Source organism: Amycolatopsis antarctica, from assembly GCF_002262875.1.
Lineage (GTDB): Bacteria > Actinomycetota > Actinomycetes > Mycobacteriales > Pseudonocardiaceae > Amycolatopsis > Amycolatopsis antarctica.
The window spans coordinates 106,156-119,249 of the sequence record NZ_NKYE01000015.1; the positions used below are offsets into that span (position 1 = coordinate 106,156).

Genomic DNA, 13,094 nt, shown 5'->3' on the forward strand with positions numbered 1-13,094 from the left:
CGGAGTCCGGGCCCGCCGCTCGCCGGCGGGCCCGGACTGCCCGAAAACGCCGCGACCCGAGTGCGATCGCGCGGTCCGGTACGGAGCCGGACGGCCGGCTCGCGGATGAGCCGTATCGCATCTGGACGGACACCCTGCTCCGGTTGGGCCAGCCGGGTCCGCGACGCCCGGCGAGCCACTCGGACATCCGCATCCGGGAGGTGTAGCGGGCGGTGCGCACGGGTACGCGAGACCGATGACACGAGACATTTTCGTTCTGGGGCTGGATTCCAAGAACTTCCGTACGTTCGCCGACATCGAGGGCCTGGCCGGTTACGAGTTCCATCCGCTGCTGTCGTTCGAGGAAATGCTGGAGGCGGACCGGTTCCCGATGGCCGAGTTGCTGGCGAAGGCTGAGCGCCAGCTCGACGAGTTCGACGGCACGGTCGACGCGATCGTGGGCTACTGGGACTTCCCGGTGAGTTCGATGGTGCCGATCCTGTGCGCGCGGCGGAAGCTCAGATCCGCGTCGCTGGAGTCGGTGCTCAAGTGTGAGCACAAGTACTGGAGCCGGGTGGAACAGGCGAAGGTGATCGACGAGTATCCCCGATTCGGCCTGGTGCCCCTGGACAGCACCGAGCCCCCCGCGGGGGTGGGTTTCCCGATGTGGGTCAAGCCGGTCAAGGCGTTCTCCTCCGAACTCGCGTTCCGGGTGACAGACCGGGATCAGTTCGTGGCGGCACTCGCGGAAGTGCGGGACGGCATCGGCAGGGTCGGCGAGGCGTTCCAGTACGTCCTGGACCGGGCGGACCTGCCCGCAGACATCGCCGAGATCGGTGCGCAGGTGTGCGTGGCCGAGGAAGCGGTGGGCGGTCGCCAGGTGACCGTGGAGGGTTACGACAACGGCGACGGTGTCCACGTGTACGGGGTGATCGATTCGCACGACTATCCCGGTACGTCGAGTTTCCAGCGGTACCAGTACCCCTCGTCGCTTCCCGAGCAGACGCAGCGGCAGATGGCGGACATCTCGCGCCGGGTGATCGAGCACATCGGCCTGACCTCGGTGGCGTTCAACATCGAGTACTTCTGGGACCCGCAGACCGACGAGATCAACCTGCTGGAGATCAACCCCAGGCACTCGCAGTCGCACGCGATGCTCTTCGACTACGTCGACGGGGTGCCCAATCACCAGTGCGTGGTCAACCTCGCGCTGGGCATCGATCCCGACATGCCGTACCGGAAGGGGCCGTACCAGTTCGCCGCGAAATGGTTTGTCCGCCGGTTCGCCGACGGTGTCGTCCACCGCGGCCCCACCCCCGAGGAATTGTCCACTATGGAGCGTACGATTCCCGGGTGCGTCGCGGAAGTGCTCGCACACGAGGGCGACCGGCTTTCCGATCTGCCCGAGCAGGACAGCTACAGCTATGCGTACGCCACGGTGCACGTGGGCGCGGACAGCGAGGAGGAACTCGCCACCAAGTACGCCCAGTGCCTCGACGCCCTCCCGTTCGAATTCGGAGATGACGAGCCCCATGCGTGAAGTGACCACTTTCCCGCACGAGATCACCGAGGAGGAGCACGTCTGGATCCCGACCGCCGGCGGCACCCGGCTGGCGGCGCGGATCTGGCGACCGACCACCTCCGATCAGGATCCGGTGCCCGCGATCCTGGAGTTCATCCCGTACCGCAAACGCGACGGCACCGCGAAGCGCGACTCGATCCACCACCCGTACCTGGCGGGGCACGGGTACGCCGCGGTCCGGGTGGACCTGCGCGGCAGCGGCGATTCGGAGGGTGTGCTCACCGGCGAGTACCTGGAACAGGAACTCGCCGACGCGGAGGACGTGTTGTCCTGGCTCGCCGGGCAGCGCTGGTGCGACGGCAACACGGGGATGATGGGCATCTCCTGGGGCGGTTTCAACGCGCTGCAGGTCGCCGCCCGCCGCCCGCGCAGCCTGGGCGCGATCGTCACCGTGTGCTCCACCGACGACCGCTACGCCGACGACGTCCACTACATGGGCGGGTGCCTGCTCGGTGACAACCTGTCCTGGGCGTCGACGATGTTCGCGCAGAACTCGACGCCACCGGACCCGGCGCTGGTGGGCGAGCGGTGGCGCGAGATGTGGCACGAACGCCTGCGGGGCAGCGGACTGTGGCTCGAGGACTGGATGCGGCACCAGCGCCGGGACGAGTTCTGGCGGCACGGCTCGATCTGTGAGGACAGTTCGCGGGTGAACTGTCCCGTGCTGGCGGTGAGCGGCTGGGCGGACGGCTACTCCAACTCCGTCTTCCGGCTGATGGAGGAACTCGACGTCCCGCGCAAGGGCCTGATCGGGCCGTGGTCGCACAAGTACCCGCACCTGGGCGAGCCCGGCCCGGCCATCGGCTTCCTCCAGGAGATGGTGCGCTGGTGGGACCGCTGGCTGAAAGGCCGGGAGAACGGCGTGATGGACGAGCCGATGCTGCGCACCTGGATGCAGGAGAGCGTGCCGCCGTCCACCGCCTACGCGGAGCGTCCCGGCCGCTGGGTCGGCGAGCCCGCCTGGCCCTCCCCGCACGTGACCCATCGGACGTTCCCGTTGGGACGCAACAGGATTCTCGGTGTCGATGACACCGAAGCCGGCATCGGAGGTGACACCGGCGGGGGTGGCGACTTCGCGCTGTCCGTGCAGTCGCCGCTGTCGGTGGGGCAGTTCGCCGGCAAGTGGTGTTCCTACAACGCGCCGCCGGACCTGCCGTACGACCAGCGTGAGGAGGACGGCGGCTCGCTCGTCTTCGACAGTGACGTCCTGACCTCCCGGCTGGAGATCCTGGGCGCACCCGTGGTGGAGTTGGACGTGACGGTGGACCGGCCGGTGGCGATGATCGCGGCGCGGCTGTCCGACATCGCCGAGGACGGCAGCGCGACCAGGGTCACCTACGGGCTGCTCAACCTCACCCACCGGGACTCCCACGCCGAGCCGGAAACCTTGGTACCCGGCGAGCGATACCGGGTCCGCGTCGCGCTGAACGGTGTGGCGCAGGCGTTCCCGGCGGGCCACCGGATCAGGGTGTCGCTGTCCACCTCGTACTGGCCGCTCGCATGGCCACCCCCGGAACCCGTTCGCCTCACCGTCTTCCCGGCGAACAGCGCCCTGATCCTGCCCAGGCGCCCGACCGCCGAGTCCGACGACGTCACGCTCCGGCCGTTCGACCCACCCGAGGGCGCGGCTCCGCTGAGGACGACACCGGTCGCCCCGGGCGAGCACCGCTGGCGGGTCTCCCGGGACCTCGTCGACTACTGCTCGGAACTGGAGGTGGTGAAGGACTCCGGCACCGTCCGCTTCGACGACATCGACCTCGAGGTGTCCCAGCGCGGCGAGGAACGGTACCGCTGGACCGGGGACGACTTCGACTCGGTGCGCGCGGAGACGGTGTGGGAGGTCGGATACCGGCGGGACGACTGGCACGCGCGGACCCGCACCCGGACGGTGCTGACCTCCGACCGCGAACGGTTCGTGCTGCACGCGCAACTCGACGCCTACGAGAACGACCAGCGCGTCGAGTCGCTCGACTGGCAGACCACGATTCCCCGCGACCATGTCTGACCGGTGAGCGACGGCTGACCGCCGAGCGACGTCCGACCGCCGAGCGCGGACCCGGCCTCAGGCGGGATCGGCGGCGAACGGACCACCGGGGCCGAAAGCCCGCGCCGCGAAACGTTCACCGATGCGCCGGTGCGTGGCGGCGTCGGGGTGGAGCCGGTCCGGCAGCGGCAGTTCGGCGAAGTCCGCCTCGCCGTACAGGTCCAGGCCGTCGATGTGGTGCAGGTTCGGGTCGCCGTCCGCGCGACGGCGCAGAATCCGGGCCAGCTCGTCCCGGATCACGGTCAGCGTCAGCTTGCCGGCGGAACGTTCGGCGGGGTCGCCGGTGGCCCGGAACCGCACCTCGCCGACGCGCAGGGCGTCGAGGTCGAAAGCGCCCGGCCCCGGGGTGTCCTCGTGGATGGGACAGAAGATGGGGGAGACGACGAGCAGCGGCGCGGTGGGATGGCCCTCGCGGATGGTGTCCAGGAAGCCGTGCACGGCCGAGGTGAACGTTCGCAACCGCATTCCGTCACTGTTCACCAGATTGATGCCGATCTTGACGCTGATCAGATCGGCGGGGGTGTCGCGCATCGTGCGCGCGGTGAACGCGTCCAGCAGGGCGCTGCCGGAAAACCCGAGGTTGATCAGTTCGGTACCACCCAGCGCGGACGCGAGAGCGGGCCAGGTTCCGCTGGGGCTGGCGGCGTTGGAGCCCTGGCTGATGGAACTGCCGTGGTGCAGCCACACCGGCCGGCGGCCGGGCGGAACGGGTTGCACGGGCGCGTCGGTGCGCAGCGCGACCAACTCGGTGAGTTCGTTGTGCGGCAGCCAGATCTCCAGGTCCTTGACCCGGTCGGGCAGCCCGGAGAAACGGACGGTACCGGCCGGGCCGGGGGTGGTCTCGGCGGAGCCGGTGGTCATGTCCACCGTCAGCACGTCGCCCCCGGCGACACTGTCCTGGGCGGCCAGAGTGCGATCGACGAGCAGGTCGTACACACCATCCGGGCGGCGCGGGGCACCGCGGTACACCACCTTGGTGGGCAGGGTGTCCAGTTCGACCGCGGTGGCGCGGGTGCGGAGGACCACCCGCACGCCGGAGGGCTGGGCCTCGGCCGTGGCGAGCTGACTGTCGGCACACTGCGCGCGGGCTCTGGCGGGCAGCCGGTGCGGCCGCACTCCGCGTTCGGTGCGTTCCAGTTCGAGGGCGCCGTGCATAAGCTCCGCCGTGACGGGTGTGCTGATCCAGTCCGCCGGTCCGGTCGTCGCGCGGGAGGTGGGGACGTCGTGCTCGCGGTTCATGGGGCCAGCCTGCCAACGGCGCTCCCGATCCGCACGCGCATTTGCCGCTCGTCACTCCGGCGTCCCCGCCGTCAGTGGTCCCTGGCCGTGGCGTAGCGGGGGGAACTCGGGGCCGGTCAGCGCAACCGCTCGGTCAGCCGGATCGTCACCGCATCGCCGTCGGACTTGCCGATGGCTCGTCGGATGGTGGCGGCGACCGGCAGCTTGTGCGTGCCGTCGCCGAGCGCCATGAACGCACCCCGGAATGGCTCGCCGTCGACGGTGCCCGCGACCTTCACCAGACCGCGCGTGCCGAAGATGACCGCCGAGTCCGGCAGGGTCACGCATGTCCACGTGTCGCCGTCGCGCACCTTTCCGAGGGTTGCGGTGAACGTGATGTCGAGTGGGCTCGCACCGGTTGCCATGGGATGCTCCTTCGCCTTGGCCGAGCTCGGACGATCGCCATGGCGAATGTACTCACGACGTTTCCGATCGGCGCCGCACTTGTGTGCGGGGGTGCGTTCGATAGCGTGGCGATGACCGTGCCCGGAAGTCGGAAGGATCCCCATGACCTATGTCGCCGCTGACGGCCGGTACGAGTCGCTGCCCTACCGCCGCACCGGTCGCAGTGGCCTGCTGCTGCCCGCGGTCTCGCTCGGCCTGTGGCAGAACTTCGGCGACAGCGCGCCACTGGAGACCCAGCGGGCGATCCTGCGCAGGGCGTTCGACCAGGGTGTCACGCATTTCGACCTGGCGAACAACTACGGCCCGCCCTACGGCAGCGCGGAGATCAACTTCGGCAGGATCCTGGCCGAGGACTTCCGCCCGTACCGCGACGAACTGGTGATCTCGACCAAGGCCGGTTACGACATGTGGCCCGGCCCGTACGGCGATCACGGCTCGCGCAAGTACCTGCTCGCCAGCCTGGACCAGTCCCTGGCGCGGATGGGTGTGGACTACGTCGACATCTTCTACTCGCACCGGGCCGACCCGGACACTCCGCTGGAGGAGACGATGGGTGCGCTGCACACCGCCGTGACCTCGGGGCGCGCGCTCTACGCCGGCATCTCCAGCTATTCCCCGGAACGCACGAGGAAGGCCGCGGAGATCCTTGCCGACCTGGGTACCCCGCTGCTCATCCACCAGCCCTCGTACTCGATGTTCAACCGGTGGGTCGAGGACGGCCTGCTCGACGCCCTCGGCGAGCTCGGCGCCGGGTGCATCGCCTTCTCCCCGCTGGCGCAGGGACTGCTCACCGATCGCTACCTGAACGGCGTCCCGGACGATTCCCGTGCCGCCCGTGCCGGCTCGCTGAGCACCGCGATGATCACCGAGGAGAAGCTCGGCGCGGTCCGTGAGCTGAACGAGATCGCCGCGTCCCGGGGGCAGACGCTCGCCCAGCTCGCGCTGTCCTGGGTGCTGCGCGATCAGCGGGTCACCAGCGTACTGATCGGAGCGTCCTCTGTGGAACAGCTCGACGACAACCTCGCGGCGACCCGCGGGCTCGACTTCGATGTGGACGAACTCGCGCGTATCGACGGACTCGCACGGGATCGAGGCATCAACATCTGGTCCGGATCCAGCGAGGTTCGTTAGGCCGGATCACCCTGATCGGCTCGCCGGTCCTGGTCGAATTCCCGCAGGACCCGTGCCGGGTTGCCGGCGACGAGCGAGCGCGGTGGAACGTCCCGGGTCACGACCGAGCCGGCGGCGACGACTGCGTCCACGCCGATCGTGACGCCCTGCAGGATGATGGCCGAGGCGCCGATCCAGACGTTGCGGCCGATCGTGATCGGGGCCGAGGTGACCCCGCTGCGCCGCTCCGCCGGTGCGAGCGGATGACCCGAACTGATCAGCGAGACGTCCGGCCCGATCATCACCTCGTCGCCGATCTCGATGCCGCCGATGTCGTTGAACCGGCAACCCTGATTGACGAACACGTCCCGCCCGACACGGATGTTGATCCCGTGGTCTGAGTAGACCGGCGGGATGAGATGGAAGGTCTCGTCGACCGGCCGGTCCGTCAGCTCGCTCCACGCCGCCCGGATGCGCTCCCGTTCCTCGTAGCGCAGCGCGTTGAGTTCCTCGGTCAGCCTGATCGCGCGCCGGACGCGGCCGGCGAAGTCCAGGTCCGCTGTGCTCACGACTCTCCTTCGGTTGACGCTCGCTTCCGCGGGACGGCGTGAGTCTAGGCATGTCGATCGCACCTCGGACGGGACGCGCCGCGACTCGGCTGGACGTGGGGGACCCCGGCGAACCGGGACGCGGTATCGACTGTCCACACCGGACGCCGATCATGGCGGCGCGCCTGAGCGGCCTGCCGGATGTGCGGGCACGGCCGGTGTAGGTTGCCGTTCGTTCGCCGATCCATTGGAAGGTACGAAATCTTGCCGTTCTTGCTTGCCGCTGACGAGTCGGGCGCCGCCCGGTTCCTGGGCCTGGGACTGGGTGCGGTCCTGATCCTGCTGCTCGTGGCGTACGTCGTGTTCGTGATCGCCGCGCTGGTGTCGATTCTGCGCTCCCGGGTCGACGGCGGGATGAAACTCGTCTGGGTGATCCTCGTGTTCCTCGCTCCGTTCCTGGGGAGCGTGCTGTGGTTCGTCATCGGGCGTAAGCGGTTCTGAACCTGCCGACCGGAGGGCCGGTGCCGCGCGAGGAGCGCGGCCACCGCCCGCCGGGTGCCCGGTACCACGAAGACGAATTTATATGTTACTTTTGGGTAGTAGCTACTCGAGGTAACAGCTAAGTCGCCGTCGTGAGGGGCATTCGATGACCAGCCGTGATGGAGCACCGAAGCTCGGCGGGAACGCCGCCGCCGATGCGCCGACCGAGCGCCAGGATGTGGCGCGCAGGCTGCTGGACTCGTCGGAGACGCTGTCCTACGACCCCGTTCGCGAGGTCGACTGGGAGACTCCGCTGGACACGGCCTACCACGGCGCGAGCCCGGAGTGGAGCACTCTGTACGGCACCGGGTACTGGGCCGACATGACGCCGGAGCAGCAACGGGAACTCACCCGCCAGGAAGCGGCCTCGGTGGCGAGCACCGGCATCTGGTTCGAGATGATCCTGCAGCAGATGATGCTGCGGGACTTCTACGCGAAGGACCCGACCGATCCGGCGTTCCAGTGGGCGCTGACCGAGATCGCCGACGAATGCAGGCACTCCATCATGTTCGCGCGCGGGGCTGCGAAGCTGCGGGCACCGGCGTACCGGCCGAGCCGGGTGACCATCGAACTCGGGCGTGCGTTCAAGACGATCGCCTTCGGCGAGGCGGCGTACGCCGCGATCCTGGTCGCCGAGGAGGTCCTCGACGTCATGCAGCGGGACTGGATGCGCGACGAGCGGGTCGTCCCGTTCGTGCGGACGGTGAACAACATCCACGTCGTCGAGGAATCGCGGCACATGCGGTTCGCCCGCGAGGAGGCGCGGGCGCGGATGAAGGGTGCGGGCAGGCTGCGCAAGCAGATCAACGCGGTGGTCGTCGCCGCGGCGTCCTACGTCATCGTCCGCAGCATGGTGAGCAAGCAGGTCTACGCCAACGCCGGCCTGGACGCGGACCGGGCAATCCGGGAAGCGAAGGCCAACGAGCACCACAAGTCGCTGCTGCGCTCGGGATGTTCCGGGCTGATGGAGTTCCTCGACTCCGCCGGACTGCTCACCAAGGCCTCCGCCTGGTTCTACAAGCGCGCGAACCTGATCTGAACCCATGGCGTTCGCGATCACCCAGACCTGCTGCAACGACGCCTCGTGTGTGGCCGTCTGCCCGGTCAACTGCATCCACCCGACACCGGACGAGCCCGATTTCGGTACCACCGACATGCTCTACATCGACCCGCGAAGCTGCATCGACTGCAGCGCCTGCGTGGACGCCTGCCCGGTCGACGCGATCTTCCCGGTCGACGTCCTGTCCGGCCCGTTGCGGTCCTACGCCGAGGTCAACGCCGCCTACTACGCCGACCGCGGCCCGTCCGCCGCTCGGCCGGCCGGCTCGCCGAACTTTCACGCCTGGACTCCGCCGGTGTTCGACCGGAGCATCCCGAGCGACTTCGAGCCGCTGAACGTCGCGGTGGTCGGTACCGGCCCCGCCGGGATGTACGCCGTCGAAGATCTGCTGCTGCACACCAACTGCCGGGTCACCCTGATCGACCGGCTGGACACGGCGGGCGGACTGGTGCGCTACGGGGTCGCGCCCGACCACGCGTCCACCAAGAAGATCGGTGACACCTTCGCGCGCTTCCACAACCACCCCCGTCTGCGGATGCGGCTCGGCGTCGAGGTCGGCACGGACGTCACGGTCGACGAACTGTCCGCGCGGCACGACGCGGTGATCTACGCCGTCGGCGCGGCCTCCGCGCGCCGACTGGGCATCCCGGGGGAGGACCTGAGCGGCAGCATCGCCGCCACCACCGCGGTCGCCTGGTACAACGGGCATCCCGACGTCCCGGCGGACGCGGTCGACCTGTCTGCCGAGCGGGTGGTCGTGGTGGGCAACGGAAACGTCGCGCTCGACGTGGCCCGGATTCTGACCACGGACCCGGCGGCACTCGCGGACACCGCGATCGCGCGCGGCCCGCTGGCGGATCTGTTCGCCAGCAAGGTTCGTGAGGTGGTGGTGCTCGGCCGCCGCGGCCCCGATGCCGCCGCCTACACCCGGCCGGAGCTGGTGGCGCTGACCGAGCGGCCCGGCGTGCGGCTCGTCGTCGACGACCACGATCCGGACATCGGGAGCACCATCCGTGCCGCCGAGCCCACTGCGAAGGCCGGACTGCTGCACGGTCTTCCGCACGAATCGGTCGACTGGTCGGTGCCGCCGGGACACGGGTCGCGGCGGATCGTGCTGCGGTTCAACTCGGCCCCGCTGGAGTTCACCGGCGAGAGCCGGGTGCGCGGGCTTCGCGTCACCGGCGTCCGGGGCGACGTCGAGATCCCGGCCGGGCAGGTGATCAGTGCCGTGGGCTATCGCGGAACGCCGTTGCCGGGGCTGCCTTTCGACGAGACGACGGGCACGATCCGGCATTCCGGTGGACGGATCGATCACCTGCCGGGTGGGTACGTCGTCGGCTGGATCAAGCGCGGCCCCTCGGGCGGGATCGGCGCCAACCGGGCGTGCGCCAGGGAGACGGTCGGCGCGCTGATCGAGGACGCCGTCGCCGGACGGCTTTCCGGTCGTCGTGACGGGGACCGTTCCGCGGCGGATCCGTGGTGGCGCAGACTCACGTCGCGTTCCGGCTGAACGACCGGCCCGAGGGGACACCCGCGCCACGCCGACCTCTACGATTCCGCGAGTGACCGCCTACGACGATCCCGACACGTTCGACCACCTGGACACCTCGGCCCTTCCGCAGCGACAGCAGCGAATCCTGCGCACCATCCAGGACTGGGTGATCAGGCACGGGTACTCGCCAAGCACCCGGGAGATCGGGAACGCCGTGGGCCTGCGGTCCCCGTCCTCGGTGTCGAAGCACCTGGCGAGCCTGGAGGACAGGGGATTCCTGCGCCGCGGCAGCTCGGTGTCCCGGCCGATCGACGTGCGCGCCTTCCTGCGTGAACCCGGTACGCGGGAACCGGCCGAGGACTCGGTGCCTGTTCCGGTGGTCGGGCACATCGCCGCCGGGACCCCGATCGCGGCCGAGGAACACGTCGACGACGTGCTGAGCCTGCCGCGGGGGCTCACCGGGCGGGGCAACGTGTTCGGCCTGCGTGTGCGGGGCGACTCGATGGTCGACGCCGCGATCTGCGATGGCGACATCGTCGTCGTCCGGCAGCAGTCCGAGGCTCATTCGGGACAGATCGTCGCCGCGATGATCGACGAGGAGGCCACCGTCAAGGTGTACCGCCGTCGCAACGGCCACGTCTTCCTGGAACCGCGCAATCCGGCCTACGAGGTCATCGACGGCGACCAGGCAGTCGTCCTTGGCGCGGTCGTCTCGGTGCTGCGCAGCGTCTGAGTTCTCGCCGTCGTGAGCGCCGGTACCCGACACCCGGCCGCCGCCCGGTTTCCCGGTCAGCGGCGGCGGTACTGGGCCGGCGATCCCGCGGTGGCCGGATCCTCGTGGCTTCCCGGAGTGCCGCGGTCGACGTGGAAGGTGGTCAGGGTGCGGACGGGCGAGTTCGCGTGCGCACGGTCGCCGATCACCCGCATGTGGGTGCTCCACCGGTGCGGGGTCACCTCGTAGACGTCGTACCCGTACCGGTTGCCCTCGAAGTACTTCAGGTGCGGGTTGGCCGCACCCATGACGGGCCCGTTCTCCGCGTTCCACTCCGCGGAGTACGCCCCGGAGGTCACCGAGTGGGCGGTGAACTCGGTGCCGATCACCGGTGTGTCCGGCTCGTCGAAGTCCGGCCGGATGTCGTCGACGAACGCGGAGTGCCAGTCGCCGGTGATGACCACGAGATCCCGCAACCCGGCGTCGTGGACGCGGGTGAGGACCTCCCTGCGTTCGGACACGAATCCGTCCCACTGGTCGGTGAAGTAGTAGCCACCGTCCGGTTTCGCGAGCCGGCTGAGCATGATCGAGTTGACCCAGCAGTGCCAGGAGTCGCCCGCGTCGTCCAGATTGTCGTAGAGCCACGCCTTCTGCTCGGCGCCGAGGATGGTGCCGCCGGGCAGGTTCTGCTCGGACCTGTACTGACGGAGGTCCAAAATGGACAGTTCGAGCAGGTCGCCCCACTGTCGTCGCTGGTGGATCCTGGGCGCGGCAGGCGTTCCGTCGCGCACCGGCAGGTGCTCGAACCACGCCTGGTAGGCCGCGGCGCGCCGGGCCCGCAGCGACGGGGTGGTGCCGCTGTAGTCGTTGACCACCTCGTGGTCGTCCCAGGTCAGGTACCAGGGATGGGCGGCGTGCGCGGCGCGCAACGAGGGGTCGCCCTTGTAGAGGGCATGGCGCCTGCGGTAGTCCGGCAGCGTCAGCACCTCGGGGCCCTCGTGGTCACGCACCGGGGTCCCGCCGACCTGGCCGTGCTCGTAGATGTAGTCGCCGAGATGGACGACGAAGTCGAGGTTCTCGCGCGCGATCCCGCGGTGCGCGGCGTAGAAGCCGTCGTGGAAAGCCTGGCAGTTCGCCGACGCGAAGCGGACCCGCGGTACCGGGCCGACCGGCGCCGTCCGAGTCCGGCCGATCCGGCTGCGCCTGCCCAGCGCCCGGAACGAGTAGTAGTACCGCCCTCCCGGTTCCAGGCCGTGCACCGGGACGTGCACGCTGTGCGCCTGTCCCGCGGTAGCGGCGACCGTGCCCGAGCACACCACTCGGCGCAGCTCGCGATCCCGGGCCACCACCCAGTCGACCTCCACCGTGTCCGGCAGCGACTGCTCCTCGGCCAGCGGTTCGGGTGCCAGCCTGGTCCACAGGATCACGCTGTCCGGCAGGGGATCGCCGGAGGCGACCCCGAGCGTGAACGGGGCTTCGTCCCACCGGACGCCCAGATCCCGGGCGGCGGCCTCGGCCTGGGCGGGCGTCAGCGCGTCGCTCAACGGCCAGGCCGCGCCGAGCATGCCCGCGGCGGCCGCGCCGCGGAGGAGATCCCTGCGATTGATCGGCACGAGTCGGCCCCTTCGTCTCGGCTGTGGTCGTCCACCGCGCTCGCCGATCATCGAACACATCCGCGATGACCACCACGTGAACCCGGAACGAACAGCGAGGGGACGGCCAAGCCGGCGGTATGCGGGCCTACCGGGGACAGGCCTTCTGCACGGCGACCTCGGCGTCCGGGAACTCGGCGCGCAGGTCACCCTGCGCCCGCACCCCCACCCCGCCTCGGCGGACGAGCAGGATCACCGTCGCGGGCAGCGACTCCGGGCGGGCGAGTGCGACGACCTCCGGCTGGTCCGCGAAGACCCTCCGGAACTCCTCGTACGACTCCTGCCTGGTCCGCGGCCGTGCGCTCTCGAACCGCGGATCGTCCCGCAGCCGGTCGGCGGCCGCCCGCATCACCGGGTCGGGTGCGTCCCCGTCGAAATGCACGCTGACCTCACGTACACACCGGTCGTATTCCTCGGGCGTGAGCCGGACGTAACCGGACGGGTAGGCGGGCGGCCGTTCGGCCACCGGCGTCTCCGGCCCGCCCGCCCACAGCAGCGCCCCGACGCCGATTCCGGCGCCCGCGGCCACCACGACCAGCAGCGCCAGCAACCACCAGGGCGGACGCCGGGACGGAGGGGTCATCGCCCACGGTGGCTGCGCGGTCACCCGCGCAGTTTCGCACGCCGCTTGTTCGGCGCCCCCGGACGACGGCAGTAACCTGCCACCGCCCCGCGTTCCTCCACTGTGGACG

The 13,094-nt window shown here is 69.8% G+C and carries 12 protein-coding genes; 7 read left to right on the forward strand and 5 right to left on the reverse strand.

Features of this window, described 5'->3' with window-relative positions; translation table 11 throughout:
• Window positions 1-235 precede the first annotated feature (235 nt).
• Both CFN78_RS21920 and CFN78_RS21925 read left to right on the forward strand, forming a co-directional pair.
• Window positions 236-1,519 (forward strand): ATP-grasp domain-containing protein, encoded by a 1,284-nt coding sequence (locus tag CFN78_RS21920; protein WP_094864739.1) that lies wholly within the window; start codon window positions 236-238, stop codon window positions 1,517-1,519.
• A complete protein-coding gene (locus tag CFN78_RS21925; RefSeq protein ID WP_094864740.1) occupies window positions 1,512-3,566 on the forward strand; it encodes a CocE/NonD family hydrolase in 2,055 nt (684 codons plus the stop codon). Before CFN78_RS21920 ends, CFN78_RS21925 begins: the two co-directional genes overlap by 8 nt.
• 57 nt (window positions 3,567-3,623) lie before the next feature.
• On the opposite strand, the gene CFN78_RS21930 is transcribed toward CFN78_RS21925, so the two are convergent.
• Together CFN78_RS21930 and CFN78_RS21935 are read right to left on the reverse strand one after the other, a co-directional pair.
• Window positions 3,624-4,844: an SGNH/GDSL hydrolase family protein gene (locus tag CFN78_RS21930; RefSeq protein ID WP_094864741.1), complete on the reverse strand. Its 1,221-nt coding sequence runs from the start codon at window positions 4,842-4,844 to the stop codon at window positions 3,624-3,626.
• A 116-nt stretch (window positions 4,845-4,960) separates the two neighbouring features.
• A complete protein-coding gene (locus CFN78_RS21935; protein ID WP_094864742.1) occupies window positions 4,961-5,248 on the reverse strand; it encodes a DUF1905 domain-containing protein in 288 nt (95 codons plus the stop codon).
• Window positions 5,249-5,390: 142 nt separating this feature from the next.
• Between CFN78_RS21935 and mgrA the strand changes: the two genes are divergently transcribed.
• Window positions 5,391-6,419, forward strand: coding sequence for an L-glyceraldehyde 3-phosphate reductase (gene mgrA / locus CFN78_RS21940; RefSeq protein ID WP_094864743.1), 1,029 nt, complete (start codon window positions 5,391-5,393; stop codon window positions 6,417-6,419).
• On the opposite strand, the gene CFN78_RS21945 is transcribed toward mgrA, so the two are convergent.
• Entirely contained in the window at window positions 6,416-6,967 is a 552-nt protein-coding gene (locus tag CFN78_RS21945; protein ID WP_094864744.1) for a sugar O-acetyltransferase, read from the reverse strand. The two genes, mgrA and CFN78_RS21945, sit on opposite strands and share 4 nt — an antisense overlap.
• A 243-nt stretch (window positions 6,968-7,210) precedes the next feature.
• Between CFN78_RS21945 and CFN78_RS21950 the strand changes: the two genes are divergently transcribed.
• The 4 genes from CFN78_RS21950 to lexA all read left to right on the forward strand — a co-directional run bounded on the left by CFN78_RS21950 (window position 7,211) and on the right by lexA (window position 10,771).
• Window positions 7,211-7,447, forward strand: a complete 237-nt coding sequence (locus tag CFN78_RS21950; protein WP_240519615.1) for a PLD nuclease N-terminal domain-containing protein — start codon at window positions 7,211-7,213, stop codon at window positions 7,445-7,447.
• Between the two features lie 145 nt (window positions 7,448-7,592).
• Window positions 7,593-8,525 (forward strand): AurF N-oxygenase family protein, encoded by a 933-nt coding sequence (locus tag CFN78_RS21955; protein ID WP_094864746.1) that lies wholly within the window; start codon window positions 7,593-7,595, stop codon window positions 8,523-8,525.
• A 4-nt stretch (window positions 8,526-8,529) separates the two neighbouring features.
• Complete coding sequence (locus CFN78_RS21960; protein WP_094864747.1) at window positions 8,530-10,056, forward strand: FAD-dependent oxidoreductase; 1,527 nt, start codon at window positions 8,530-8,532, stop codon at window positions 10,054-10,056.
• 52 nt (window positions 10,057-10,108) lie between these two features.
• Window positions 10,109-10,771: a transcriptional repressor LexA gene (gene lexA / locus CFN78_RS21965; protein ID WP_094864748.1), complete on the forward strand. Its 663-nt coding sequence runs from the start codon at window positions 10,109-10,111 to the stop codon at window positions 10,769-10,771.
• A 56-nt stretch (window positions 10,772-10,827) separates the two neighbouring features.
• Here lexA and CFN78_RS21970 read toward each other — a convergent pair whose 3' ends face one another.
• Window positions 10,828-12,363 (reverse strand): alkaline phosphatase D family protein, encoded by a 1,536-nt coding sequence (locus CFN78_RS21970; RefSeq protein ID WP_094864749.1) that lies wholly within the window; start codon window positions 12,361-12,363, stop codon window positions 10,828-10,830.
• Between the two features lie 127 nt (window positions 12,364-12,490).
• Window positions 12,491-13,009 carry a permease-like cell division protein FtsX gene (locus CFN78_RS21975; protein WP_094864750.1) on the reverse strand — a complete coding sequence of 173 codons (519 nt, stop codon included), beginning with the start codon at window positions 13,007-13,009 and terminating at the stop codon, window positions 12,491-12,493.
• Window positions 13,010-13,094 lie beyond the last annotated feature (85 nt).

Bases quoted from the DNA above. Each gene is read 5' to 3' on its own strand.
- mgrA (WP_094864743.1), top strand. From the start codon at position 5,391: ATGACCTATGTCGCCGCTGACGGCCGGTACGAGTCGCTGCCCTACCGC.
- CFN78_RS21920 (WP_094864739.1), top strand. From the start codon at position 236: ATGACACGAGACATTTTCGTTCTGGGGCTGGATTCCAAGAACTTCCGT.
- CFN78_RS21925 (WP_094864740.1), top strand. From the start codon at position 1,512: ATGCGTGAAGTGACCACTTTCCCGCACGAGATCACCGAGGAGGAGCAC.
- CFN78_RS21955 (WP_094864746.1), top strand. From the start codon at position 7,593: ATGACCAGCCGTGATGGAGCACCGAAGCTCGGCGGGAACGCCGCCGCC.
- CFN78_RS21935 (WP_094864742.1), bottom strand. From the start codon at position 5,248: ATGGCAACCGGTGCGAGCCCACTCGACATCACGTTCACCGCAACCCTC.
- CFN78_RS21960 (WP_094864747.1), top strand. From the start codon at position 8,530: ATGGCGTTCGCGATCACCCAGACCTGCTGCAACGACGCCTCGTGTGTG.
- CFN78_RS21930 (WP_094864741.1), bottom strand. From the start codon at position 4,844: ATGAACCGCGAGCACGACGTCCCCACCTCCCGCGCGACGACCGGACCG.